General features: G+C 40.7%; 23 protein-coding genes. 16 read left to right on the top strand and 7 right to left on the bottom strand.

What is annotated here, in order from left to right; all coding sequences use genetic code 11:
* Positions 1 to 137: 137 nt before the first annotated feature.
* From recA to B7E07_RS13585, 7 genes are all read left to right on the top strand, one after another.
* Positions 138 to 1,175, top strand: coding sequence for a recombinase RecA (gene recA, locus B7E07_RS13620; RefSeq protein ID WP_080846378.1), 1,038 nt, complete (start codon positions 138 to 140; stop codon positions 1,173 to 1,175).
* Between the two features lie 388 nt (positions 1,176 to 1,563).
* Positions 1,564 to 3,123 carry a ribonuclease Y gene (gene rny, locus B7E07_RS13610; protein WP_080846376.1) on the top strand — a complete coding sequence of 520 codons (1,560 nt, stop codon included), beginning with the start codon at positions 1,564 to 1,566 and terminating at the stop codon, positions 3,121 to 3,123.
* 201 nt (positions 3,124 to 3,324) lie between these two features.
* Positions 3,325 to 4,122: a TIGR00282 family metallophosphoesterase gene (locus tag B7E07_RS13605; RefSeq protein WP_080846375.1), complete on the top strand. Its 798-nt coding sequence runs from the start codon at positions 3,325 to 3,327 to the stop codon at positions 4,120 to 4,122.
* Between the two features lie 488 nt (positions 4,123 to 4,610).
* Positions 4,611 to 4,871 carry a stage V sporulation protein SpoVS gene (gene spoVS, locus B7E07_RS13600; protein WP_066446403.1) on the top strand — a complete coding sequence of 87 codons (261 nt, stop codon included), beginning with the start codon at positions 4,611 to 4,613 and terminating at the stop codon, positions 4,869 to 4,871.
* A gap of 166 nt (positions 4,872 to 5,037) precedes the next feature.
* Positions 5,038 to 5,961, top strand: coding sequence for a dipeptidase (locus B7E07_RS13595; protein WP_080846374.1), 924 nt, complete (start codon positions 5,038 to 5,040; stop codon positions 5,959 to 5,961).
* A gap of 288 nt (positions 5,962 to 6,249) precedes the next feature.
* Positions 6,250 to 7,986 (top strand): 2-oxoacid:acceptor oxidoreductase subunit alpha, encoded by a 1,737-nt coding sequence (locus tag B7E07_RS13590; RefSeq protein WP_080846373.1) that lies wholly within the window; start codon positions 6,250 to 6,252, stop codon positions 7,984 to 7,986.
* Positions 7,987 to 8,853: a 2-oxoacid:ferredoxin oxidoreductase subunit beta gene (locus B7E07_RS13585; RefSeq protein ID WP_080846372.1), complete on the top strand. Its 867-nt coding sequence runs from the start codon at positions 7,987 to 7,989 to the stop codon at positions 8,851 to 8,853. It begins immediately after the preceding gene.
* 36 nt (positions 8,854 to 8,889) lie between these two features.
* Here the strand turns inward: B7E07_RS13585 and B7E07_RS13580 are convergent, their stop codons facing one another.
* On the bottom strand, positions 8,890 to 10,017 hold the full coding sequence (locus B7E07_RS13580; protein WP_080846371.1) for an MFS transporter: 1,128 nt from the start codon (positions 10,015 to 10,017) through the stop codon (positions 8,890 to 8,892).
* A 380-nt stretch (positions 10,018 to 10,397) separates the two neighbouring features.
* On the opposite strand from B7E07_RS13580, the gene miaB reads away from it, so the two are divergent.
* Positions 10,398 to 11,942, top strand: a complete 1,545-nt coding sequence (miaB, locus tag B7E07_RS13575) for a tRNA (N6-isopentenyl adenosine(37)-C2)-methylthiotransferase MiaB (protein WP_080846370.1) — start codon at positions 10,398 to 10,400, stop codon at positions 11,940 to 11,942.
* 1 nt (position 11,943) lies between these two features.
* On the top strand, positions 11,944 to 12,369 hold the full coding sequence (locus B7E07_RS13570; RefSeq protein WP_080846369.1) for a YlbF/YmcA family competence regulator: 426 nt from the start codon (positions 11,944 to 11,946) through the stop codon (positions 12,367 to 12,369).
* 342 nt (positions 12,370 to 12,711) lie between these two features.
* Here the strand turns inward: B7E07_RS13570 and B7E07_RS13565 are convergent, their stop codons facing one another.
* From B7E07_RS13565 to B7E07_RS13555, 3 genes are read right to left on the bottom strand one after another with little or no spacing between them, the layout of a single operon-like run.
* Complete coding sequence (locus tag B7E07_RS13565) at positions 12,712 to 13,083, bottom strand: hypothetical protein (protein ID WP_257391453.1); 372 nt, start codon at positions 13,081 to 13,083, stop codon at positions 12,712 to 12,714.
* A 47-nt stretch (positions 13,084 to 13,130) separates the two neighbouring features.
* Complete coding sequence (locus B7E07_RS13560) at positions 13,131 to 13,439, bottom strand: hypothetical protein (protein WP_080846368.1); 309 nt, start codon at positions 13,437 to 13,439, stop codon at positions 13,131 to 13,133.
* Between the two features lie 23 nt (positions 13,440 to 13,462).
* Entirely contained in the window at positions 13,463 to 13,897 is a 435-nt protein-coding gene (locus B7E07_RS13555; RefSeq protein ID WP_080846367.1) for a hypothetical protein, read from the bottom strand.
* Between the two features lie 274 nt (positions 13,898 to 14,171).
* Here B7E07_RS13555 and B7E07_RS13550 point away from each other — a divergent pair, with 274 nt between their 5' ends.
* The 4 genes from B7E07_RS13550 (at position 14,172) to mutL (ending at position 20,750) form a co-directional block, all read left to right on the top strand.
* Positions 14,172 to 14,717 carry an outer spore coat protein CotE gene (locus B7E07_RS13550; protein WP_080846366.1) on the top strand — a complete coding sequence of 182 codons (546 nt, stop codon included), beginning with the start codon at positions 14,172 to 14,174 and terminating at the stop codon, positions 14,715 to 14,717.
* Positions 14,718 to 14,954: 237 nt separating this feature from the next.
* Positions 14,955 to 15,572: a PH domain-containing protein gene (locus B7E07_RS13545; protein WP_080846365.1), complete on the top strand. Its 618-nt coding sequence runs from the start codon at positions 14,955 to 14,957 to the stop codon at positions 15,570 to 15,572.
* A gap of 656 nt (positions 15,573 to 16,228) precedes the next feature.
* Positions 16,229 to 18,847, top strand: coding sequence for a DNA mismatch repair protein MutS (gene mutS, locus B7E07_RS13540; RefSeq protein WP_080846364.1), 2,619 nt, complete (start codon positions 16,229 to 16,231; stop codon positions 18,845 to 18,847).
* A 13-nt stretch (positions 18,848 to 18,860) separates the two neighbouring features.
* Positions 18,861 to 20,750 carry a DNA mismatch repair endonuclease MutL gene (mutL, locus tag B7E07_RS13535; protein ID WP_080846363.1) on the top strand — a complete coding sequence of 630 codons (1,890 nt, stop codon included), beginning with the start codon at positions 18,861 to 18,863 and terminating at the stop codon, positions 20,748 to 20,750.
* Positions 20,751 to 20,815: 65 nt separating this feature from the next.
* Here the strand turns inward: mutL and B7E07_RS13530 are convergent, their stop codons facing one another.
* Positions 20,816 to 21,064, bottom strand: coding sequence for a hypothetical protein (locus tag B7E07_RS13530; RefSeq protein WP_080846362.1), 249 nt, complete (start codon positions 21,062 to 21,064; stop codon positions 20,816 to 20,818).
* Between the two features lie 512 nt (positions 21,065 to 21,576).
* The gene (gene mreBH / locus B7E07_RS13525) at positions 21,577 to 22,584 is read right to left on the bottom strand and encodes a rod-share determining protein MreBH (protein ID WP_080846361.1); all 1,008 of its coding nucleotides are present in this window, start codon (positions 22,582 to 22,584) and stop codon (positions 21,577 to 21,579) included.
* A 306-nt stretch (positions 22,585 to 22,890) separates the two neighbouring features.
* Here mreBH and miaA point away from each other — a divergent pair, with 306 nt between their 5' ends.
* From miaA to spoVK, 3 genes are all read left to right on the top strand, one after another.
* Positions 22,891 to 23,859 (top strand): tRNA (adenosine(37)-N6)-dimethylallyltransferase MiaA, encoded by a 969-nt coding sequence (miaA, locus tag B7E07_RS13520; RefSeq protein WP_080846360.1) that lies wholly within the window; start codon positions 22,891 to 22,893, stop codon positions 23,857 to 23,859.
* Positions 23,860 to 23,881: 22 nt separating this feature from the next.
* Positions 23,882 to 24,115, top strand: a complete 234-nt coding sequence (gene hfq, locus B7E07_RS13515; RefSeq protein ID WP_066446348.1) for an RNA chaperone Hfq — start codon at positions 23,882 to 23,884, stop codon at positions 24,113 to 24,115.
* Between the two features lie 649 nt (positions 24,116 to 24,764).
* Positions 24,765 to 25,712: a stage V sporulation protein K gene (gene spoVK, locus B7E07_RS13505; protein WP_080846358.1), complete on the top strand. Its 948-nt coding sequence runs from the start codon at positions 24,765 to 24,767 to the stop codon at positions 25,710 to 25,712.
* 164 nt (positions 25,713 to 25,876) lie between these two features.
* Here spoVK and B7E07_RS13500 read toward each other — a convergent pair whose 3' ends face one another.
* Positions 25,877 to 26,479, bottom strand: coding sequence for a trimeric intracellular cation channel family protein (locus B7E07_RS13500; RefSeq protein ID WP_080846357.1), 603 nt, complete (start codon positions 26,477 to 26,479; stop codon positions 25,877 to 25,879).
* Positions 26,480 to 26,522 lie beyond the last annotated feature (43 nt).

The raw sequence follows: 26,522 nt of genomic DNA, 5'->3' as shown, positions 1-26,522 counted from the left end.
GTCACTGGAAATAAAAAAAACGAATGAATGTTCGACTTTTTGCTGTACAAACAGAAAAAAAACGTTTATAGTAGAGATAGATTCGAGATGAGATAAATGAACAGTTTCGTTCATTCATATAAAAGGAGGAATTTTGAGTGAGTGATCGTCAGGCAGCACTTGAAATGGCATTAAAGCAAATAGAAAAGCAATTTGGTAAAGGTTCAATTATGAAACTGGGCGAGCAGGCAGAGCAAAAAGTATCTGCGGTTCCAAGTGGTTCTCTAGCACTTGATGCAGCTCTTGGGATAGGCGGATATCCGCGCGGAAGAATTATTGAAACATATGGACCTGAAAGTTCAGGTAAAACAACTGTAGCACTTCATGCTATCGCAGAGGTTCAAGCACAAGGCGGACAGGCTGCATTTATTGATGCTGAGCATGCGCTTGATCCGGTTTATGCTCAAAAGCTGGGTGTAAACATTGATGAACTGCTATTATCTCAGCCTGATACAGGTGAACAGGCACTTGAGATTGCTGAAGCTCTTGTACGAAGCGGTGCAGTAGATATTCTAGTAATTGACTCAGTTGCGGCTCTTGTTCCGAAAGCGGAGATTGAAGGGGAAATGGGTGACTCCCACGTTGGTTTACAGGCTCGCTTAATGTCCCAGGCACTTCGTAAGCTTTCTGGTGCTATTAATAAATCCAAAACGATTGCCATCTTTATTAACCAGATCCGTGAAAAAGTTGGTGTTATGTTCGGTAACCCTGAAACAACTCCAGGTGGACGTGCCTTAAAGTTCTATTCTACTATTCGTCTGGAAGTGCGCCGTGCTGAAACATTAAAACAAGGCAATGAAATGGTCGGTAACAAGACTAAAATTAAAGTAGTTAAGAATAAAGTTGCTCCTCCATTCCGTGTAGCTGAAGTGGATATCATGTACGGTGAGGGGATTTCTAAAGAAGGAGAAATCATTGATCTTGGCTCTGAAGTTGATATTGTTCAAAAGAGCGGATCATGGTATTCCTACAACGAGGAACGTTTAGGCCAAGGCCGTGAGAACGCGAAGCAGTTCTTAAAAGAAAACTCTGAAATTCGCAAGCAAATTCAGCAGCAAATTCGCGAACACTACGGTCTGGATGCTCAATACACAGTCACAGAGGAAAAAGAGCAGGAAGAGTTCGACTTAATTTAAGGCGCTAAGAAGTGGACAAGGGTCGATTTAGACTTTGTCCGCTTTTTTGATTTACATACAATCTTTCATATCTATCTTTAAAGAATCGGCAACAATTGTTTTGGATGGCTTGGATGATCCTGAAATTGTGCTGAGAAGCCTATTTTTCACAGTAAAAAGGACAAAGTTTTCAAAAACTGCGAAAATACTTAAATTATCATTCTGTCAAGGACCTGGAGCACTTGACAATAAATTTTCACAGCTTTACAATTAAAATTGTATATTTTACATTTTTTATAAAGTATGAAAAGCGTTTAGAAGCCGCAGTGCTGTACATTGAACGATGATCATGTACAAGCATCACTTTTAGAAACGTAACAAAAAGTTCATAGCAAGAGGAGGTGAAATGATGGAACCAGTAACAATCATCTCCATTTTGCTTGGCCTAATACTCGGTGCTTTTGTTGGCTATTTTGTTCGTAAATCTATTTCTGAAGCAAAGATCGCAGGTGCTAAAGACGCAGCTGAGCAAATTTTAGAAGACGCTAAGCGTGAAGCGGAAGCGACCAAAAAGGAAGCCCTGCTTGAAGCCAAGGATGAGATTCACAAGCTTCGCACAGAAGCTGAACGTGAAGTTCGTGATCGCAGAAATGAACTGCAAAAACAAGAAAATCGTTTACTGCAAAAAGAAGAGAATCTTGACCGTAAGGATGAAACGTTAGATAAACGTGAAGTACAATTAGAAAAGAGGGACGATTCTCTTAGCAAAAGACAACAGCATATAGAAGAGATGGAAAGCAAAGTGGACAAGATGGTACAAGCGCAGCAAACAGAGCTAGAACGCATCTCTGGTTTAACTCGCGAAGAAGCGAAGTCCATCATTTTAGAGCGCACAGAGCAAGAAGTGTCTCATGAAGTCGCTATAATGGTAAAAGAGAGCGAGATTAGAGCAAAAGAGGACGCTGACAAGAAAGCGAAAGAAATTTTGTCACTAGCTATCCAAAGATGTGCAGCTGACCATGTTGCTGAAACAACTGTATCAGTTGTAAATCTGCCAAACGATGAAATGAAGGGTCGTATCATCGGACGTGAAGGACGAAATATCCGTACACTTGAAACATTAACTGGAATCGATTTAATTATCGATGATACTCCAGAAGCGGTTATTCTTTCCGGATTTGATCCGATTCGCCGTGAAACTGCACGACTTGCATTAGACAAGCTCGTTCAGGATGGCCGTATTCACCCTGCACGCATTGAAGAAATGGTAGATAAAGCACGTCGCGAAGTAGATGAACATATCCGTGAGATTGGTGAACAAACTACGTTTGAAGTCGGTGTACACGGGTTGCATCCAGATTTAATTAAAATTCTTGGACGCCTAAAATTCCGGACGAGCTATGGTCAAAATGTGTTAAAACACTCAATGGAAGTTGCGCAGCTTTCAGGAATGTTAGCAGCAGAACTTGGACAGGATGAGACACTGGCACGCCGCGCAGGTTTACTGCATGACATCGGGAAGGCAATTGACCACGAAGTCGAAGGAAGCCACGTTGAAATTGGTGTGGAGCTTGCTACAAAATACAAAGAGCATCCAGTTGTCATCAATAGTATCGCGTCTCACCATGGTGATTCAGAGCCTACGTCCATCATTGCTGTTCTTGTGGCAGCTGCAGATGCCTTATCGGCTGCACGCCCGGGAGCAAGACGTGAAACACTTGAAAACTATATTCGTCGTCTTGAAAAGCTTGAGGAAATTTCAGAGTCTTATGATGGAGTTGAGAAATCATTTGCAATTCAGGCTGGCCGCGAAATACGCATTATGGTAAAACCTGAGCAAATTGACGATCTTGAATCACATCGACTGGCACGAGATATCCGCAAGAAAATTGAAGAAGAACTGGATTACCCAGGACATATTAAAGTAACAGTGATCCGTGAAACGAGAGCTGTTGAATATGCAAAATAAGCGATGCGTCAGCATCGCTTTTTTGTGCTTTTAAAAGGAAAGCCTGAACATCACCATGAATAATTTAGCAACATCTGCAGCTTGAACGAAAAAGTGTTTGTTTTTCTGAGCGTAATAGGATGAATTGTACGATGAATTGCATAAAAGCATACAGAAATGTGCTAAACTGAAAGAGCAAGTACATATTAAGAAGGTGTAAAAATGAGGATTTTGTTTGTAGGAGATGTGGTCGGCTCGTTAGGAAGAGATATGATCAGCGAGTATGTGCCTAAATTAAAAGAAAAATACCGTCCGCAGCTGACCATCATCAATGGTGAAAATGCAGCAAGCGGCAGAGGCATCACAGAAAAAATTTATCGGAGCTTTTTAGAAACTGGCGCACAAGCCGTTACACTTGGAAATCATACATGGGATAATAAAGAAATATTCGAATTTGTTGATAAAGCAAAATATTTAGTGCGGCCAGCCAATTTTCCGGATAACAACCCTGGGCAGGGAATGGTCTTCTTAAAATACAATACCGAGGAAATCGCTGTTATTAGTCTTCAAGGCAGAACCTTCATGCAGGCGAATAATTGTCCGTTTGAGAAAGCGGATGAACTCATAGCAATCGCAAAAGAAAGAACGTCCATCATTTTTGTCGATTTTCACGCAGAAGCAACAAGTGAAAAACAGGCAATGGGCTGGTATTTGGATGGAAGAGTATCGGCAGTCGTAGGAACCCATACACATGTGCAAACAGCCGATTGCCGCATCCTTCCAGATGGAACGGCCTTTATGGCAGATGTAGGCATGACAGGGCCATATGACGCTGTATTGGGAATGGAGAAAGAAGCTGTTCTTAAGCGCTTCCTTACCGGTCTGCCAGTACGATTTGAAGTGCCGAAAACAGGACGCTCGCAGCTAAGTGCAGTATTAATCGACCTAGATCAGAAAACAGGCAAAGCGAAGAAAATACAGCCGATTCTCATTAATGATGATCATCCCTTTTATTCATAAGTAAAGAGGCTAAGACAAAAGTATTAACGCGACCTAGAACCAAATGGTTGGGAAGAAGATCTTTCTAATCATTTGGTTTTTTATTTGTTTAACATTTAATATTTCTAAACATGAATGAAATGGAGCGGAGGACCCCCGACTCCTATGGGCAATAGAGATTCTAGCTTTCTCCCCATGGAAAGCGAGGGTCTGGAGCGCAGATGAAACGAGCTTGTTTAACTACCCAAACCACTACTATGAATAATCGTGTTTAAGAAATAATATATTCGTTCAGATCCAGCACTTTTTATAGACTGGGACATAATACTTTGCTCCTCAGGTCCTTAAATCTTCTGCAATCCTTCTATAAACCAATACTTTTTTTCAATTTTTGGTCCAAGCCGGAATATGTGTTTTCAAAAATGAATATAGTAGCAATGGAATGGTTTATATACCTGATGTGTCTTTAAGGGGGCATACAGAGGGGAAAAAATGAGGAGGAGCTAGGAATGGAAATATTAAAAGTTTCAGCAAAATCTAATCCCAATTCTGTAGCTGGTGCGCTTGCTGGAGTGCTGCGTGAAAGAGGAGCAGCAGAAATTCAGGCAATTGGTGCGGGTGCATTGAATCAAGCGGTTAAAGCAGTAGCGATTGCACGCGGATTTGTAGCACCTAGCGGAGTGGATTTAATTTGCATCCCTGCATTTACAGATATTCTCATTGAAGGAGAAGAAAGAACAGCGATCAAATTGATCGTTGAACCGAGATAAACAACAACCACATATCGTTTTCGGCCTGTTTGCTTAACGCAAGCAGGCTTTTTTCACAGTACGAAGAATAATAAAAGAAACCTAGCTGCGTTTGCTGAGCTATAACACTAAAATGATTCCGCATTTCTATGCGATTAATAAGATCAATAGAGAAAGGACTTTGTATATGTCTATCTTTGATGCTCACTGTGATGTTCTGTGTAAAATGCTTATGGATTCAAATATTCAATTTCAAAATGATCACAATCTGCAAGTAAATATGAATGAGCTTATAAACTCAGCCATTAAGGTACAATGCTTTGCGATTTATGTCCCGGAAGCTGTGCATCCTGATTTAAAGTTTCATGCTGCATTAAGAATGATTGATCTATTTTATGAACGAATCATTAAGCCCAATCCACGCCTTAAACTAGTCAAAAGCAAAGAGGATATTAAAAATCTGAAACTGAACGAAGTGGGGGCACTTCTTACGCTTGAAGGCTGTGATGCCATCTGTAAGGATATCGTGAAACTGCAGACATTGCTTCGGCTGGGGGTAGCAAGTGTAGGTTTAACCTGGAATTATCGAAACTGCGTTGCTGATGGTGTATTAGAGGAGAGTGCAGGAGGGCTTTCGCAGTTTGGCAAACAAGTACTTGGTGTGCTGAATGAAAGGAATATTTGGTGTGATGTCTCGCATTTAGCGGAAAAGGGATTTTGGGATGTCATGGAATATGGGCAGTTTCCGATTGCTTCTCACTCGAATTGTTATTCAGTATGCAAGCATCCTAGAAATTTAAAAGATGAGCAAATCAAGGCACTTATTGATCGAAACAGTGTCATCGGAATAACCTTTGTTGCTGATTTTTTGTCCGGATCATCAACAGCTACAATAGATGACATTTTACGCCATCTTGATTATATTTGTTCGCTTGGCGGAGAATTTCATGTCGGATTTGGTTCAGACTTTGACGGAACTGACCATATCGTAACCGGTATTGAAAAGGCCTCTAAATATGAAAATCTTATTCATGCATTAAGCAGCTACTATTCACAAACACAACTTGATCGGTTTATGTTTCAAAATTTTGCGAGTCGTCTCCCAATATAAGTTAAATTCTGTGCAAATGATAGAAACCAGCTCAAAAAATCAATTTTGTTTTATTCGCAGAAAATACAGAAAATATACTATTTTATATTAAAATAATTCACAGAATTATAACTTTTAGTTGTATGTAAAGGCTTGCTTTTTAAAAAGGTAAGGACTAAAATTGTAAGCGTTTAGTACGTCTGTGCCGCTTTTATATAAGGCAAATGCCTGTAATAGACGGGCGCGATCTTCTATTTTAGTTTGAATAAATATACATACCTATTAATATTTTTAAAAGGGGTGCAGAACATGATCAATCAGCTTTCGTGGAAAGTTGGGGGACAGCAAGGGGAAGGCATTGAAAGCACAGGGGAAATCTTTTCGATTGCTTTGAATCGCTTAGGCTACTACTTATACGGATACCGTCATTTTTCCTCCCGAATTAAGGGTGGCCATACAAATAATAAGATTCGTGTAAGTACGAGTCAGGTTCGTGCCATATCAGACGATTTGGATATCCTGGTTGCTTTTGATCAAGAAACAATAGATTTAAACTACCAGGAATTGCATGATGACGGAATTATTATTGCAGATGCTAAATTCGGTCCGCAAAAGCCAGAAGATACAAATGCAGCTTTATATTCGATTCCTTTTACAAGTCTTGCAACAGAACTGGGTACTTCATTAATGAAAAATATGATTGCGATTGGATCAACTTGTGCAGTTCTAAACATAGAGTCAGAGCTTTTCAGAGAAGTAGTTCAGGAGATTTTCGGCAGAAAAGGGCAAAATGTCGTTGACAGCAATATGGATGCCATTAAAGCTGGCTTTGATGCGATGAAGGAAGCACTTTCCGAGGGAACAGGCATGATGGAGCTGGCTAAGGCAGATGGCGAGAAGAGATTATTTATGATCGGAAATGATGCCATCGCATTAGGCGCGCTTAGTGCAGGTGTTCGCTTTATGGCTGCTTACCCGATTACGCCCGCTTCCGAAATAATGGAGTATTTAATTAAGAAGCTGCCTGCAGTAGGCGGTTCTGTCATTCAAACAGAGGACGAAATCGCGGCTGTTACGATGTGTATTGGAGCTAATTATGCTGGTGCACGTGCACTGACGGCTTCAGCAGGTCCTGGTCTATCGCTAAAAATGGAAGCTATCGGTTTATCAGGGATAACTGAAACGCCGCTCGTAATTATCGATACACAGCGCGGCGGTCCATCCACTGGTCTGCCGACAAAGCAGGAGCAATCAGACTTAATGGCAATGATTTATGGCACACACGGAGAGATTCCTAAAATTATTCTGGCTCCAAGCACGGTGCAGGAAGCATTTTATGATACAGCTGAAGCGTTTAATCTGGCAGAGGAATACCAATGTCCAGTTATTATGTTAACAGATCTGCAGCTTTCTTTAGGAAAACAGACGGTTGAGCCGATTGATCTGAGCCAGGTAGAAATCCGCCGCGGCAAGCTGCTTACGGGTGATCTACCTGAAATTGAAAATAAAGCGTATTTTAAGAGATACGAAGTAACAGAGGATGGTGTTTCACCAAGAGTAATTCCTGGCATGAAGCATGGCATCCACCATGTGACAGGTGTTGAGCATGAGGAAACTGGAAAACCATCTGAATCACCAGCCAACCGGAAAGCGCAGATGGATAAAAGGTTCCGCAAGCTGGAAAATATTCGCTTCGATACACCGATTTATAAAAATACGCCGCATGAGAATGCAGATCTATTGTTAGTAGGATTCAATTCCACAAGAGGAGCCATTGAAGAAGCTCAGGAACGATTAGAAGCAGATGGTTTAAAAGTGAATCATGCACATATTCGCCTTATTCATCCGTTCCCTTCAGAAGAACTTTTGCCTCTTGTTCAATCTGCAAAAAAAGTGGTCGTTGTTGAAAACAATGCCACAGGCCAATTGGCAAATATCATGAAAATGAATGTTGGCTATGCGCAAAAAATTCATAATCATTTAAAATATGACGGAAATCCATTTTTGCCGCATGAAATTCATTCTGCATGTAAGGAGCTGATCTAAATGGCGACGTTTAAAGATTTTCGCAATAATGTAAAACCAAACTGGTGTCCTGGCTGTGGTGATTTTTCCGTTCAGGCTGCTATTCAGCGTGCAGCTGCAAACGTTGGCCTGGAACCGGAAAATCTGGCTGTCATATCAGGTATAGGCTGTTCTGGACGGATTTCCGGCTATATTAACTCCTATGGATTTCATGGGATTCACGGTCGTTGCCTTCCTATAGCCCAAGGTGTAAAAATGGCAAACAGAGACCTGACCGTTATTGCTTCAGGCGGTGATGGAGATGGATTTGCTATTGGGATGGGGCATACGATCCATGCGATCCGCCGCAATGTCAATCTGACGTATATTGTCATGGATAACCAAATTTATGGTTTGACGAAGGGGCAGACTTCACCACGCTCTGCTTCCGGCTTTAAAACGAAATCTACGCCTGCAGGCTCCATTGAATCTGCCATTTCGCCAATGGAAATGGCTTTAACAGCAGGGGCGACCTTTGTGGCGCAAAGCTTTTCGACAGATTTAAAGGACTTAACGGCCTTGATTGAAGCTGGGATCCAGCATGACGGATTTTCTTTAATCAATGTATATAGCCCTTGTGTAACTTATAATAAAATCAATACGTATGAATGGTTCAAAGAGAATCTGACAAAATTGGCAACAATAGAAGAATATGATCCTTCTAATCGAGAGCTTGCGATGCAGACCCTCATGAAACATGATGGACTTGTAACTGGGCTGATCTATCAAAATACAGAACAAAAATCCTATCAGGAACATTTGAATGGGTATGCTGAAACTCCGCTCGCACACGCAGATTTACAGCTTGATCAAGAGCATTTTGACAAGCTTGCTGCGGAGTTTATGTAACCCATTTTAGAACCGCCTTTAAATCAGGCGGTTTTTTTACATTTTCAAAACAAGAAACAAATTGCAGCAGAAGAAAACAAGCAGCACTGTCATAACGAACGTAAACGATAAGTGTGCTGCAATCACTGGAGCTAAACTTGCCCCCATTAAGAGGGAAAAAGAATAGAACGAAGTCGCTAATCCTCTTTGTGCTTTAGCAGCACTGCCAATATACGAGATGACAGAAGGAATCAGCATGGCGATCGATGACACAAATGGGATGGATAAAAAGGTAATCATAACCGGCTGTTCACGAAACACAATAAACAGCACTAAGCTGCCCAAACATAAAAGAATTCCAATAATCATCGTCTTTTTCAAATGGAGCTTCTCAATGATCCGCCCTGTAAAAACAGCCAGAATGGTACCAGCTAATCCAATGGTGCGAATAAGAATGAGCGCCTCGTCTGAAAACCCATCTGTACTCAGCATTCTTCCTAGACTGTCATAGAAAGCAATAAATGAAAGCAGCAGAGTAAACGTGATTAAGTAGCTATTGAAAAGTTGTTTGCTTGAAAATGGAACCGCAAGGACTTTAAAGATATGAAAGCCTTGAGCAGGGGAAATGGCTGTCTTTATATGAATCTTGTGGCTGAACGTAAATAAAGTGACGTAGATAACTGCAAAAACAAAAAAAACGATTTCCCATCCATAGAAGAGTGTGAGTGCAGTACTTACAATCTGACCAAGAATGCCTGCAACTAAAAACCCGCAATTAATGAGGGTAAGAATTAACGTTCGCTGTTTTTCTTTTTCATAAAGCTCAAAGATATAGGCAAAGGCAACTGGTGCAAAGCTGCCGAGAAAGAATCCCTGAACCCCGCGAAAGACAATTAAGCTTTCAAGATTAAAAGACAATCCCACAAGCATTGTGGAAAGGCCGGACATCAAAAGACCTAAGACAATCACTTTTTTACGGCCATATTGCTCGGACAGCGGGCCAAAGAGAAGCAGCCCAATTGCATAACACACTGTGAAAACACTGCTGCCCCATATAATTTGTTCTTCAGATGACTTTACTCCAATAGCGATCTCCGAGTAAATCGGAATCAAAGTATAAATATTACTGGCGACAAAAACACCGGTTACAATTAAAAGAAGTCCGACTGCATGTAAACGTCCCATCTTCTCACCACCTATAGCATCCTATGTACTTTAGGGAAGAAATTTATTTTGTCTATCTAAATTCTTTGTCATCAAATACATTTTAGGTGTTTGGGCAGATGGACAGCAGCATACTTATTTGGAAAAGGAGCAGACTTCTGCAGAAATTCTAAACAGGGCGATGATAATGGATCAAATAAAAAATGAAAGCGTTGTAAGCTTTGTCACAATATAAACATTCTGTTCCCTTTATAATATAAAGTCATAAACTCCATTCTATTGTGTAAACGCCTTATAGGCTTTATACTATAATAATGTGCATAGGGGTTTAAAAAGCACAATGAACATATGAGCGAATGGATTATTGGACAAGTTTTGAGATAGATGAAAGGAGTTCCATAATGAACGAAAAACAACGGCTAGAAGGACAGCAAATTGCAGCAGCTAATCCAGCGGACAAAAAATCCGAAAAGGATTACAGTAAATATTTTGAAACAGTATATACACCACCGTCCTTAAAGGATGCAAAAAAACGCGGAAAAGAAGAAGTGAAATATCATAAAGACTTTGATATTCCGGAAGAATTTTATCAGATGGGCAAAGGCCGCAAATTCTATATCCGCACATTTGGATGTCAAATGAACGAGCATGACACAGAAGTGATGGCAGGGATCTTTGAGTCTCTTGGCTATGAGGCAACAGATACTGTGGAAGATGCAAATGTCATTTTACTGAACACGTGCGCGATCCGTGAAAATGCTGAAAATAAAGTGTTTGGAGAGCTAGGTCACTTAAAGCACTTAAAGAAAAACAATCCAGATCTTTTACTGGGCGTCTGCGGCTGTATGTCACAGGAAGAATCTGTCGTAAACAAGATTCTAAAAACGTACACACAAGTTGACATGATTTTTGGTACACATAATATTCACCGTTTGCCAAACATACTTAAAGAAGCTTATCTTTCAAAAGAATTGGTTGTCGAGGTATGGTCTAAAGAAGGAGATGTAATTGAAAACCTTCCAAAGGTCCGCCGCGGCAATATTAAAGCATGGGTTAATATTATGTACGGCTGTGATAAATTCTGTACGTATTGTATCGTTCCTTATACTCGAGGCAAAGAGCGGAGCCGCCGTCCGGAAGATATTATTCAAGAGGTGCGCCAGCTTGCAGCACAAGGCTATCAGGAGATCACGTTGCTTGGTCAGAATGTAAATGCATATGGTAAAGATTTTGATGATATTCAATATGGTCTTGGCGAATTAATGGATGAAATCCGCAAAATTGATATCCCGCGCATTCGTTTTACAACAAGCCATCCGCGTGATTTTGATGATCGTTTAATTGAAGTGCTTGCTAAAGGCGGCAACCTCGTTGAACATATTCATTTGCCGGTACAATCTGGCTCAACGGATGTCTTAAAAATCATGGCTCGCAAATATACAAGAGAACAATTTTTAGAGCTTGTAGGTAAAATTAAAGCGGCGATTCCAAACGCAACGTTTACAACGGACATCATCGTTGGCTACCCGAATGAAACAGAAGAGCAGTTCCAAGAAACGCTTTCTTTATATCGTGAAGTAGGCTTCGAGGCTGCGTATACATTTATTTATTCACCACGAGAAGGTACACCTGCAGCGAAAATGGTAGACAATGTGCCGATGGAAGTCAAAAAAGAGCGTCTGCAGCGTTTAAATGCGCTTGTAAATGAATTTTCTGCTGCTTCCATGAAGAAATACCAGGATGAAATTGTAGAAGTGCTGGTTGAAGGGGAAAGCAAGAACAACCCGGATATTTTAGCAGGTTATACAAGAAAGAATAAATTAGTAAACTTTAGAGGACCGAAAACAGCGATCGGCAAGATTGTAAAAGTAAAAATAACCGATGCAAAGACTTGGTCTTTAAATGGGGATATGATTCAAGAACATGAAACGGTAGAGGTGAACTAAGGTGGCTAAATACACAAAAGATGACATTATTAAACGTGCTGAAGAGCTGGCACAAATGATTGCTGATACAGAAGAAGTAGAATTCTTCAAACGTGCTGAAGCACAAATTCATGGTAATGAAAAAGTAAAAACCTTAATGACATCCATCAAAGGACTTCAAAAGCAAGCAGTGAACCTGCAGCACTTTGGCAAAGAAGAAGCACACAAAAAAACAGAAGCCAAAATTGCATCCATCGAGGAACAGCTTGACAGTATTCCAGTCGTACAGGAATTCAAACAATCACAATTGGAAGTCAATAACCTTCTGCAGACAGTGGCATCAGCCATCTCAAACAAAGTCACAGATGAAGTCATCCTATCCACTGGAGGCAACCTTCTAAGCGGAGAAACGGGTGCCCAAATCAAAAACACAAGCTGCAGCCATTAACGGAAATGCGAAAGCGCCTTGCTCAGCCCCGACCCCTCGAGGGGCTAGGCGCTGTAGCTGGACAAAACGAAATGTGAAAGCGCCTTGCTCAGCCCCGACAAGCTTAAGACAGGTTGGCATGAAGGTTGAACTTTACCTTCAGGACAACATGGCTTAAGACCTCGAGGGGCTAGGCGCTGTAGCTGGACAACCGAAAAGCGTAAGCGCAAAAAACCTGGTTCCCAAAAGGAAACCAGGTTTTTATCTATTAAAAGGGGAAGCAAATATGATTCGCGGGTTGTGGCGGGATCATGTTTGGCTTTTCTTCTATTAGCTTGGGCACCTAAGCGCCTTCCGCTTTTCTTATTGTCGAAGCAATTCAACGGCGTTGAGGAATTCTTTGCGATATTCCTGCTGTTCGATCAGGGCGCTATTCAAAGTGGCGAGAAGCGATTGATTTAGTATTTTTGTTCCATCATCATTTTCACGACTATCCAAAAAATTCAGGAGAAAGGTGTAAACAAGAAGCAGTGTTGAATAATTATCAACATACGTCAGGCTGATAGCACGTCCGCCTTTTCCGCCCGCTGCATGATTATTAATGGACGGAATTCCAGCTTCTGCTGCGACATCCAGCAGCTCCTGCGGTATGCCCAGCTCCTTGAGTACATCGGAATTAATTTCTACAGATTTTGATTGTCCCATAGCATTTGAATTTGAACTAGCATTTAACAATTGTACTCCCCCCCTTCATTTTTGGATAATCTATATCTTTAAGCTTATTAAGCTTCGTTACCTTGCGTTTGGTTGTTTACTTTTACAGCAACTGCTCTGGAATCACCAGCGTTAGCAATATTGAATTGAGCAGATAGAATTGGCACGTTGATTAATGAAGCGTTGATTGCAAAACCGCCAACTGAAACTGGTACCTGCGGATTTACATCAGCTTGAACGTTCGCTTGTGCTGCAAACGTAAATGCTTCAAACTCATCTCCAGTGCTTACTGCATTGTTCTCGTTCGCTGGGCTTACTGCAGGACGATTGTCATCATCATTGTTAATTCTGCATCTGTTTAATCCTCTTGTTAACATATATCATTCACCTCCTTAAATGGTTATGAATTATTGGAATTGTTACTTCCTGTGTTTTGTAGATTTGTAAGGTCTAAGTCAAATAGAGTGTTTCCGTTCCAAGTCATCTTAATCTGATTATTATCATCAGATGTTTCAATAACTGGCAGCATGTTGTTTAAGTTTAACCCTGACAAACCTGAGAAGTTGATCGGATTTGCTGTATTATTTTCTGCTTGATCGTCATTAAGGATATTGTCTAAAGCAGACAAAGGATTTGTTGAATTTGTTGTGTTTGTTGAATTGGCTGATCCTGTTCCTTGCCCGCCGGCAATGTTGCCGAACAGACCCGAGAAAAAGCTGCCAAATGTTCCCGCTAAATTCGTTGCTAAGTTTTGTGCAAACTCCTGAGCATCTGTTCCTGACATTTCCTCACCATTTACTGAAACTCTGAAATTAGATCTTTCTTGATCTGGCATTTCTGCTCACCCCCTTTTCTTTAATATATACTATTGGAGAATAAGCCAAGCTGTCTGTGCATTTTGATCAAGGAAAACGCACATTTTGTGATGAATGCTATATGATTTTAAAAAAGATGCCTGCAGAAAAGACTCGACCCGGCACATTCGCCCGCTTTCGGCATAGGATAAATCATGCCAATACTTTTACCTAACATTCCTCAATAATTGTCGCACACTAGTCTAATATCCCGCATAGGATGAATTGAAAATGAATGAGGAGGGTTCGCTCGCAATGGGAGACTACAGAGAGATAATTACAAAGGCAGTCGTTGCCAAAGGACGTAAATTCACACAGTCCAATCACACAATCTGCCCTAAACACCAACCGTCAAGCATACTTGGCTGCTGGATTATAAACCATAAGTATGAAGCAGAAAAGGTTGGAAAAACAGTCGAGATCTGCGGCAGCTATGACATCAACGTTTGGTATTCCTATAATGATAATACACAGACAGAAGTAGTAACTGAACGTGTCGAGTATAAAGATGTCATTAAAGTAAAATACCGCGATCCTGATTGCCTGGATGATTTAGAAGTAATCGCAAAAGTACTTCAACAGCCAAACTGCTGTGAAGCAGCTATTTCCCCAAATGGAAATAAAATTATCGTACATGTCGAAAGAGAATTTCTTGTGGAAGTGATCGGCGAAACAACTGTATGTGTAGCTGTACACGCTGACGCTTGCGACTGTGATGATGATGAATGGGGCTTTGATGTAGACGACGAAGAATTTGAAGATTTAAATCCTGATTTCTTAGTAGGAACAGAAGAAGAATAGAAGGTAACTAGGAGGTTTTGCTTCCTAGTTTTTTCTTTTTTCATGAAGCCAGGTTCCCTTCAGGAGTTGCAGCATTCCCACCTTCCAATCTATATTGAAACAGTTGACGGAGGGAACCCTAATTTTTCTTACCTCCTTACAGTCAGGAGCTTTAGCCCACAATGAGGCAAAGGTACTGTTATCTCTTCCTGAAAAATATGGTAAAATATTTCTATCAAACTTAGAAAGGTTGATATCATGTTTAAAAAAGTAGCTTCAGATGTTTTAGGATTAAGTGATATTGGTTCTGTAATCGGTCCTGCAGACTATGATAAGGTGGATGCAGACGATTATATTTTGCACGAGGATAATGAGAAAATTTACTTTCTCATCAAATCCAAAACAGATGAGTATTGCTTTACAAATCGTGCGCTGATCCATTTGGATGGCACAAGTGCAATCAGCAAAAAAAGATCGCTGAAGCGCTACAGCTATAGAGAGAATACGATTTCAAATGTAATGCTTGAAACCGCAGGCACTGTCGATTTAGACGTTGAAATTAAATTTGTCATGGCCGGCATCAGCTTCTCAATTGATGTACATAAAAAACATATTGAAGAATTAAAGGATCTATATAAAGCATTAATTCGTATTTCTGAAATCTGCACTGAAAATGAAGTTTCCATGGGGTACGCTGAAAAGAGCTTAAATCTTGCTTCCACAACGATCAGCCGCTATGCTTCCAGTGACCAAAGCAATATCAACGACAACTTCAAGGTCTTAAACGAAACAGCCTTCAATTGGCTTATGAACAGCCGTAAGAAATACAATGTAAAAGATTTTGGGTATGTGTTTGAGAAGTATATTAACAACTAAAACGCTGTAACAAGAGCTATGCAAACGGAAAGCAGTCCAGTTTGCAGTGTAACTGAGTACGAACCTTGCTTCATTATTGTTATAAAAAAACACTTGGTGCCCCAAGTGTTTTTTCAAACCTAATGTAATCTTTTTAGAAAATAAGCATAGAAATTCCGTCTATTTTGGGAAATGCCTCCATTTCCCGTAAAATAGACGGAGTATTTCCGCTTATATGAACAAAATTCATGAAATTTAACTCCATATATAGAACTTAACCTGAATTTCTCCGTTTATATTTGCTTTTTTAGCCCTTTTTTTCAAAATAACCGGAATTTCTCCGTCTAAAAACAGCTATACTCCGCGAATAATTCAACCTTGAATGCTTTTCTCTAAAACAATACCTCTTTATCCTGCCATGCCTAATGAACGAACAAGCAGCACCCGCGAAAACTCCAAGCTGCTCATTTAGAATGTGTATATTTACAGCCTTTCTGGTTTGCCAGCGGGTTGTTTTTTTCAAGTACCAGTAATTTGATAGGCGTGGTTTGTGGACTTTTTCAAAAGAACGAAAAAAATATGTTATAATACTAAGGACAAAATGTTGAAACAAAGCATGGTACACATATGCTTGTTCATACTAAAATCTAGCAATCTAACAGACCGTGGAGGATATTATGGCTTTAACGTATACGCCAATGATACAGCAATATTTAAGAGTAAAGGCAGATTATCAGGATGCCTTTTTATTTTTTCGTTTAGGCGATTTTTATGAGATGTTTTTTGACGATGCCATTCGAGCATCACAGGAGCTTGAAATTACCTTAACAAGCCGTGAAGGCGGAACAGAAGAGCGAATTCCAATGTGTGGAGTGCCGTATCATTCTGCTCCTGGTTATATTGAACAGCTTGTGGAAAAAGGCTATAAGGTGGCGATTTGCGAGCAGACCGAGGATCCTAAGCAAGCTAAAGGCGTTGTGAAAAGAGAAGTCGTTCAGCTGATTACACCAGGAACCATGATGGAAGGCAAAGGGCTGACAGACAAAGAAAACAATTACATCGCGAGCATCACCGCTTTTGATCACCAAACATTTGCGTTTGTATGCAATGATCTGTCAACCGGTGAAACGAAAGCAGCTTTCTTAAGCGGCGGTTTTGAAACCGTCTTAAATGAACTGTTTCTTTCTGGAGCAAGAGAAGTCGTTGTTGGAAGTGATTTTACAGAAGAATGGCAAGCAAAAATCAAAGAACGCAGCCAGATTACGTTTTCAATAGAAAACGATGATCAGCAGCAGGATCATTATGTCTCTCTTTTAGAAAAATTGGAGCAAAATGAACTTCGTTTAGCTTCCTCCAGACTGTTGAATTATTTGCATAGAACGCAAAAAAGAAGTCTTGATCATCTTCAAGTCGTCGAAGTTTACCATATCGACGAGTATGTGAAAATTGATTATTATTCAAAACGCAATCTAGAATTGACCGAAACCATTCGCTCGAAAGGGAAAAAAGGGTCACTTCTATGGCTGCTGGACGAAACCAAAACAGCAATGGGAGGGAGATTGCTGAAGCAGTGGATCGACCGCCCATTAATGAATAAACAAGAAATCACGCGCAGACATGATTTGGTTGATACATTAATTACTGCTTATTTTGAACGAGAAGAGCTGCGTGAAAAGCTGAAAGAGGTCTATGATCTTGAGAGGCTTGCAGGACGTGTGGCGTTTGGGAATGTGAATGCCCGTGATTTGATTCAGCTGAAAAAATCATTGCAGCAGATTCCGCATTTAAGACAAATGGTTCACGAACTTTCAACAGAAGAGGCGGAGAAATTAGCAGAACGTCTTGATGCGTGTGAAGAAGCAACAGATCTGCTTGAACAAGCGATTGTTGATCACCCGCCATTATCCGTTAAAGAGGGCAATATTATTCGTGATGGCTATCATGAAGAATTGGACACATACCGAGATGCGAGCAGAAACGGAAAAAGCTGGATCGCGCAGCTTGAGCGCCAGGAACGCGAAAAAACGGGCATCAAATCGTTGAAAATCGGCTATAATCGCGTGTTTGGCTATTATATAGAAGTAACGCGAGCAAACCTTCCACATTTGCCAGAAGGTTTATATGAACGAAAACAAACGTTAACAAATGCAGAGCGGTTTGTAACCCCAGAGCTGAAAGAAAAAGAAGCATTGATTCTTCAAGCTGAAGAAAAATCAGTGGAGCTGGAATATGAGCTGTTTGCCATAGTAAGAGAGCAAATCAAAAGCTATATCCCTAGACTGCAGGCTTTAGCAAAAACAGTGAGCGAATTGGATGTGCTTCAATGTTTTGCAGCCATTAGTGAGCAGCGACATTACGTTCGTCCGCAATTCTCTGCAGAACGGAGAGTTTACATTAAGGAAGGCAGACATCCAGTCGTAGAAAAAGTGATGAAGGCGCAGGAGTATGTGCCAAATAACTGCCTGATGGATCCGGAAAGAGAAATTTTACTGATCACCGGTCCGAACATGTCCGGGAAAAGCACTTATATGCGCCAGATTGCTTTAACGGCGATCCTCGCGCAAATTGGGTGCTTTGTACCTGCAGAAAGTGCTGAGCTGCCGATTTTTGATCAGGTATTCACCCGGATTGGAGCGGCAGATGATTTGATTTCAGGTCAAAGTACCTTCATGGTCGAAATGCTTGAAGCAAAAAATGCCATTGTCAATGCCACACAAAATAGTTTAATCTTATTTGATGAAATCGGAAGAGGCACATCCACCTATGATGGCATGGCTCTTGCACAAGCGATGATTGAATACATTCATGAGCATATTGGTGCCAAAACCTTATTTTCTACTCATTATCATGAATTAACGGTTCTGCAGGACGAGCTGCAGCAATTAAAGAATGTCCATGTGAGCGCAGCTGAGCAAAATGGCAAGGTTGTTTTCCTTCACAAAATTAAGGAAGGTCCTGCAGATAAAAGCTACGGAATTCATGTCGCCCAGCTTGCTGAGCTTCCAGACGAACTGATTGCCAGAGCCAATACGATTTTGGCTGGATTTGAAAAGCAGCATCAGGAGCAGCAGAAGCAGCCTAAGCGTGAAACGAAACAAGAGCCTGCTATAAAGGTACAAGAGCCGTTAGCACAGCTGTCCTTTTTTGATGAAAAAGAGCCAGAACCCAAACAGGCGCCGGTGTCTTCAAAAGAAAAGAAAATTCTGCAGCACTTAAAATCAATTGAAATTCTTGAAATGACGCCAATGCAGGCATTTAATGAGCTATATGAGCTTCATAAAAAAATAAAAGGCTGAGGAGGTGAATGAAATGGGAAAAATCATACAGCTGGACGATTCCCTTTCAAATAAAATCGCAGCCGGCGAGGTTGTCGAACGGCCAGCCTCTGTTGTAAAAGAACTGCTGGAGAATGCCATCGATGCAGGAAGCACCATCATTGAAATTGAACTAGAAGAGGCTGGACTTGCCAAAATCAGATTAATAGATAATGGCGAAGGAATTGCAGAGGAAGATGTTTTAAATGCATTTCATCGCCATGCGACGAGTAAAATTAAAGATGAAAATGACCTGTTCCGCATTAAAACACTTGGATTCAGAGGCGAGGCTTTGCCAAGTATCGCTTCTGTTTCCAATGTTGAGCTGAAAACAAGCACAGGCGATGCTGGCACCCGTCTTGTTTTATCAGGCGGAAAGGTTGAAGTGATGGAAAAGGCTTCTGCCCGAAAAGGAACGGATATTAGCATAACAGACCTATTTTTCAATACACCTGCCCGCTTAAAATATGTGAAAACGATTCATACAGAGCTTGGCAATATTACTGATGTCGTTAACCGGATTGCTCTTTCACATCCTGAGGTTTCGATTAAACTCATTCATAATGAACGCAAACTGCTTCATACGAACGGTAAAGGCGATGTAAGGCAGGTTTTAGCAAGTATTTATGGAATGAATATTGTCAAAAAAATGGTCCCAGTAACAGCTCAATCATTGGACTTCACCATCAGTGGCTATGCTGCATTGCCAGAGGTGACTCGTGCTTCCCGAAACTATATATCGACCATGATTAATGGCCGGTTTATAAAGAACTATTCGCTGGCAAAAGCCATTCAGGAGGGATATCATACATTGCTTCCGATTGGCCGTTATCCGATCGTTCTGCTGAATATCATCATGGATCCGCAGCTTGTGGATGTCAATGTTCATCCTTCGAAAATGGAAGTGCGCCTCAGTAAGGAAAATGAATTAACAGAGCTGATTAAAACATCTCTTCAGAATGTCTTTAAAAAGCAAGAGCTTATTCCGGCAGGTTATTCCAGACCCATTGCTGCTCCAAAGCCAAAAGACGAGCAGACCTTTTTAGAGCTTGATCATTTGCCGGAAAAGGCGTCAGCTTCATTGGTCAAAGAGACGGAGCCGGAAGTATTTGTGTCTCAATCAGAGTATGAGGATGTACCGGACATGCTTGAGCAGAGTTTACCTGCTGAGGATAGACCTATAGAAAGAGAAGCGGCAGCACTTGAAGAATTTATTCCTGCAGAAGCTCCAGAAGTAGCATGGGTTTCAACTGATGTCGTCCAGCATACTGGTGTATCATCCACTACTGAGCATGCAGCACCACGTGTGCCGCCTCTGTATCCGATCGGGCAAATGCACGGAACATATATCTTTGCGCAAAATGAAAAAGGCTTATATATTATCGATCAGCATGCCGCTCAAGAACGGATAAAATATGAATTTTTTAAAGAAAAAGTCGGACAGGTCGCTCAAGAACTGCAGGAGCTGCTGATCCCCATTACACTTGAGTATTCAACAGACGAGATGCTTAAGATAAATGAGTATCAGCATGAGTTGGAAAAAGTCGGCGTGTTTCTTGAGACATTCGGACCAACCAGCTATATCGTTCGTGCTCATCCGCAATGGTTTCCGCCAGGTGATGAACAGGATATCATTGAAGATATGATTGAACAGCTGCTTTCCATGAGAAAAGTAGATGTCAAAAAGCTGCGTGAAGAGGCGGCGATTATGATGAGCTGCAAAGGCTCCATCAAAGCTAACCACCATCTGCGCAATGACGAAATCCAAGCCTTACTGGATGAACTTCGCCAGACAAACGATCCTTTTACATGCCCGCATGGAAGACCGATCATTATAAATTACTCGGTTTATGAGCTCGAAAAAATGTTTAAGCGTGTGATGTAACCGATAGAGCAAAGAAACGCTTGGAGATTCCCAAGCGTTTTCTTTTATCTAGAAAGTCTTCTATCTTACCTTTCTTTTTTTCTTTTCATATAGATCGCAATTCCACGTAAGAGCTGAACAGTTACAAAGGAGAGAATAAGAGACAGAAGCTGGCCGCCCCCAAAAAAAATAGGCATATAAATCGTATTTGTTTCATGACCTCTAATTCCATTCAAATCCATATACCATTCTGCACTAAAAAGGATTAAAGCAAAATAGCCAATAAACAACAAAATCAAACCTAAGCAACTGGCAAGACCAAAATTCCTCAACACGACATTTCCTCCTAAACTTCCTGTTACCGCTAGTTAGTAAATTTTAACATAATAAGGGTATAATTTTATATGATTCGGACCACTTGCATACTTTAACTTCTTAATTTCGGTAGTTTGATAGGAAAACCTGTGAATTTGATAGGAAAACGGAAGAATTTGATAGGATAACCAAAAAATTTGATAGGATATCCGCCGAATTTGATAGGAAAGCCAAAAAGTTTAATAGGAAAACCACAATATCTAATAAAAAGCCCTGTGAATTGATAATGAACCCCAAAAAATTAGCTGGAAAAATCCACAAATACTTCAAATTAACTCCAAAACTTAATAGAAAGCCTCAAATATGTAGATAGAACCCAAATTTTTAATTAAAAAGTGCATAAATTCATTAAGGAATCTTTTATTCTAATAAAAAAACTGCATTATTATCATATGTAAACTCACAAAAAAACAAAAAATGCCCGGATTACCGCTAAGTAATCTCCGGACATTTTTTCTGACCAATGAATCCTTTACTTTACTGCAGTCTGCAGTTTATCAATAAACTTTAATGCTCTGCCTGTGCCTATTGCCACGGATTCAAGCGGACTTGGCGCCAAATGGACAGGAACAAAGATCTCTTTGGAAATCCATTCTTGAATTCCATTTAGAAGAGCACCACCTCCCGTTAGTATCACACCCCGATCGACTATATCGCCGCTCAGTTCCGCCGGGCTGCTTTCTAAAGTGGCTCGAATCGCTTCTAAAATATGAAGCATTGATTCTTTCATTGCATCCCGAATTTCATAGGAAGTTAATGTGATCGTTTTAGGCAGCCCTGTCACAAGATCCCGTCCGCGGATATCCATCTTCAATTCCTCATGATCAATTAAGGCATGTCCGATTTCAATCTTTATCTGTTCTGCAGTTCTTTCGCCGATCAGTACATTGAATTCCTTGCGGACATGCTGAATGATATCCTCATCAAGGCGATCGCCTCCAATGCGAATGGAGTGACATGCCACGACACCGCCAAATGAAATGATGGCAACTTCTGTAGAACCTCCGCCAATATCGACAATGACATTGGCAACAGGCTCGTCCACCGGCAAATCTGCTCCGATTGCTGCAGCAACAGGCTCTTCAATCAAATGCACCTTTTTAGCTCCAGCATTTTTGACTGCATCATGAATCGCTCTTCGTTCAACACTTGTTGAACCTGACGGAGTGCAGACAACAACATTTGGCTTGCGGATCGCAAAGCCGAGCTTTTTAGATGCTTTGTTCATGACATGACGGATCATTTCAGTTGTCGTATCATAATCGGCAATTACGCCTTCTTTTAAAGGACGAATGGCAATAATGCGGCCAGGCGTTTTCCCGATCATTTCTTTCGCTTCATGCCCAACAGCCAAGACTTTATTAGTTGATGTGTCAATTGCCACAACAGATGGCTCATTTAAAGCAATTCCTTTATTTTTACTGTATACAAGTATATTAGCAGTTCCTAAATCAATTCCAATTTCACTCGAAGATAGCATATTTGTTCACCCAATTCTGTTTTCTTTTGAAGGTCTATGTAGCCTTCACCTAAAATAACACGGAAAGATGTCGAAACCTGTGTTTGTTATTGAAACGTTAATGAATTGTAATCTCCTGTGAAAATTATTCCTGAAATGTAATGAAACGCTGCATAAACAAATGATAAACTGTTTATAATGGTTAGATGTTCAAGGCTCAATTAACAAAAGCAGGACATTCCCCTCTAAAAAACCATCGACTGATATGGTACGATAAGGTAAGACCTAGAAAATCGGTCATTCGTTTGAAAAGGCAGTGTGAACAATATGAATGAAAAACAAAAACTCCTCGCAGTCATTGGGCCAACAGCAGTAGGGAAAACGAACTTGAGCATACAGCTTGCTAAAAAGTATAATGGTGAGATTATTAGCGGCGATTCAATGCAAATCTATAAAACCATGGATATTGGGACGGCCAAAATCAGTCCTGCTGAAATGGAAGGAATTCCACATTATCTAATCGATATTAAAGAGCCGGATGAAGCGTTCTCAGCTGCAGAATTTCAGCAGCTTGTCCGCCGTCAGATCGAAGACATTTCTTCCCGCGGAAAGCTTCCAATCATTGTTGGCGGAACAGGTTTATACATACAGTCGGTCATTTATGATTATCAATTTTCAGATGCACCATCTGATGAGGAATTTCGAAAAAAACTCGAAAAAAGAGCAGAGATTGAAGGATCGGAAGTCTTATTTGCAGAGCTTGAAAAAATGGATCCTACAAGTGCAGAAAATATTCACCCCAACAATGTCAGGCGTGTGATAAGAGCATTGGAGGTATACCACTGCACAGGAATTCCCGTTTCACAATGGCAGGAGAAGCAGCAGCCGGAATTATTATATAATACCTCTATCATTGGTCTTACAATGGATCGCGATTTGCTGTACCAGCGCATTAATGAACGAGTAGATCTCATGATGAGAGCTGGGTTGCTGAAGGAAGTAGAAAGCCTCTACGAAAAAGGAATCCGCAATTGTCCATCTATACAGGCAATAGGATATAAAGAAATTTATGATTATATTGAAGGCAGAGCAACACTTGAAACTGCCATAGAAAATTTGAAACAAAACTCAAGAAGATATGCCAAAAGGCAGCTGACTTGGTTTAGAAACAAAATGGATGTGGAATGGTTTGATATGACCAAAGCGCTGGAGGAAGAACAGCGTCAAAAAAAATTCGCTGAAATTTGTTTCCATATTGAAGGAAAGCTCAGAGTTAAATCGAATACATATTACTAGAGATAAAAGAGGAGGATACACGATGAAAACATCCATTAATATTCAAGATCAATTTTTAAACCAGCTCCGCAAAGACAATGCAAATGTAACCGTTTTTCTTTTAAATGGTTTTCAAATCCGGGGGCAAGTAAAGGGCTTCGATAATTTTACTGTATTATTTGAATCAGAAGGTAAGCAGCAGCTCGTATATAAGCATGCTATTTCCACTTTCGCTCCACAGCGAAATGTTCAGCTTGATATGGAAGGCCAGAAATAAAATTTTGAAGACTGAGGCTGGGACATAAGTATTTAACACAACCACATACCGAATGATTAGAGAGTAAATCTTTCCAATCATTCGGTTTTTTATTTGTTTAACATTTAATATTTCTAAATATGAGTGAAATGGAGCGGAGGACCCTCGACTCCTATGGGCAATAGAGGAAAAGCTGAGACCCCGCAGGAGCTTTGCTCCGAGGAGGCTCAGCTTCCTCCCCATGGAAAGCGAGGGTCTGGAGCGCAGGTGGAACGGGCTTGTGTAAACACGTAAACCTTTAAAGTGAACATTCGTGTTTTATAAATACTAATTTCGTTTTGGCCCAGCCTCAGTTTTTTATTTTTTTTATAAATTACAACAACCGTTTTTTCCAGTACCGATCCTGTCACTCTTCCCACCTAACCTCTTCATTCACAATTCCATCGAACAAATATATTAGGCCGAGTTTCAATTTGTACTAATGATTTTCCGTTTATCCGAATATATATTAATAAAGTTTTATTTTAACAAGATCAAACATCACACCAAAATCGATTCGTACGGAGGGAACTGTACCAGTTACAGATAAAGCTTGGGCTTCCTCTAATTCAGGCAATTGACCCTACACACATCATTTACAACTGTGCCTAAGAATGAGAGGTGAAGGCATTTGGATCAGCCGATTCGCTTAAAAAATAATGGGCAAATCAGCATTGTTCTAAATTCGCAAAAAAAGAAAACATATACAAAGGAACTGCCGGATGCTCCAGCAGCACCAAAGCAGCTCCCAGCAGAGCATGCCGCCTTAAAGGAAATTGAAGCAGAGCTTGGCGCGCTGGTTGGCATGGAAGAGATGAAAAGATTAATAAAAGAAATCTATGCTTGGATATACATTAATAAGAAAAGAGAAGAAGCTGGCCTGCGAGCTGGAAAACAAGCGCTTCACATGATGTTCAAAGGAAATCCAGGCACTGGGAAAACCACTGTCGCAAGACTGATAGGCAAATTGTTTCATAAGATGAATGTGCTATCAAAAGGGCATTTGATTGAGGCGGAAAGAGCGGATCTTGTGGGAGAATATATTGGCCATACTGCTCAGAAAACAAGAGACCTTGTTAAAAAAGCGCTCGGCGGGATCCTATTTATTGATGAAGCCTATTCACTTGGACGCGGCGGAGAAAAGGATTTTGGAAAAGAAGCCATTGATACGCTTGTCAAACATATGGAAGACAAACAGCATGAATTTATCTTAATTTTAGCAGGCTATTCAAGAGAAATGGATTTCTTCCTAACCCTAAACCCTGGTCTGCATTCCCGTTTCCCGCTTGTTGTAGACTTTCCCGATTACAATATTGATCAGCTAATGGAAATTGCTGAACTGATGTTGAAGGAGAAAGAATACACATTAAGTCATGAAGCAGAAAAGAAATTAAGAGAGCATTTGTATGATGTGAAAAACGGATATAGTTCTAATAGTTTTTCGAATGGACGCTATGTCCGCAATGTGATTGAAAAATCCATCCGCACCCAAGCTATGCGTTTATTAATGCAAAATATATATGACCGCCATGAACTGATGACGATTAGGAGTAATGACCTTCTCCTTGAGGAAACATGACTACACAACAGGTTGCATAAGAAAAGAAAAAGAGACATGAGTAGAAGAAAATTCACTCATGTCTCTTTTTTTATAAGGTAAGAAATAATTTATTTTATAGCTATGGGAAGTATCTTGAACCGGCCCTGTAATTTTTCGGGGCTGAGCAAGGCGCTTCCGCTTTTCTAAGTTCCCAAGCGTTTTGTCGGGAGTTTCCATTTATACGTATATGAAAGTACGCGCAGTGCGGTAATAATTGCAAATAATGCATACAGTTCAAAAGAATTGACTGCTATTTTCATGCCAATTGCCAATCCGCACAAGATTGCCCACACGGCATAAATCTCTGATCGAAGGACAAGAGGTTTTCTTCTGGCCAGCACGTCGCGGATCATGCCGCCGCCGCTTCCTGTTAAAACAGCCGCAACCAATACAGCGCTGAGCGGATGATTCATCTCTGTCGCATAAAGCGCTCCTTGAATGGCAAATGCCGATAAGCCAATCGCGTCAGTAAAATTGCCCCATCGCTGCCAATGCTTTAATAACCGATTCGGGAAAAGCATCACAGCTGTGATGGAAAGCAGGGCAATTTGAAAAAACATTCCTTGCTCCCATAAGGCCGAGACGGGTACCCCAATCAGCAAATTCCGAATCGCCCCGCCGCCAAATGCCGTCACAATCCCTAATATATAAATGCCTAAAATATCATATTCTTCCTCCATCGCTACAATGGCACCGCTTACTGCAAATGCAATTGTACCAATCATGCTTAAAACATCCCAAGCCATATTTGTTCTCCTCTATGCTGTAATATCTATGTGTGCAAACATA

Origin of the sequence: Cytobacillus gottheilii (assembly GCF_900166665.1) — a bacterium.
Lineage (GTDB): Bacteria > Bacillota > Bacilli > Bacillales > Cytobacillaceae > Cytobacillus > Cytobacillus gottheilii_A.
Note: the sequence above shows the minus strand (reverse complement) of the source record. Positions and strands in the feature narration are given on the sequence as shown.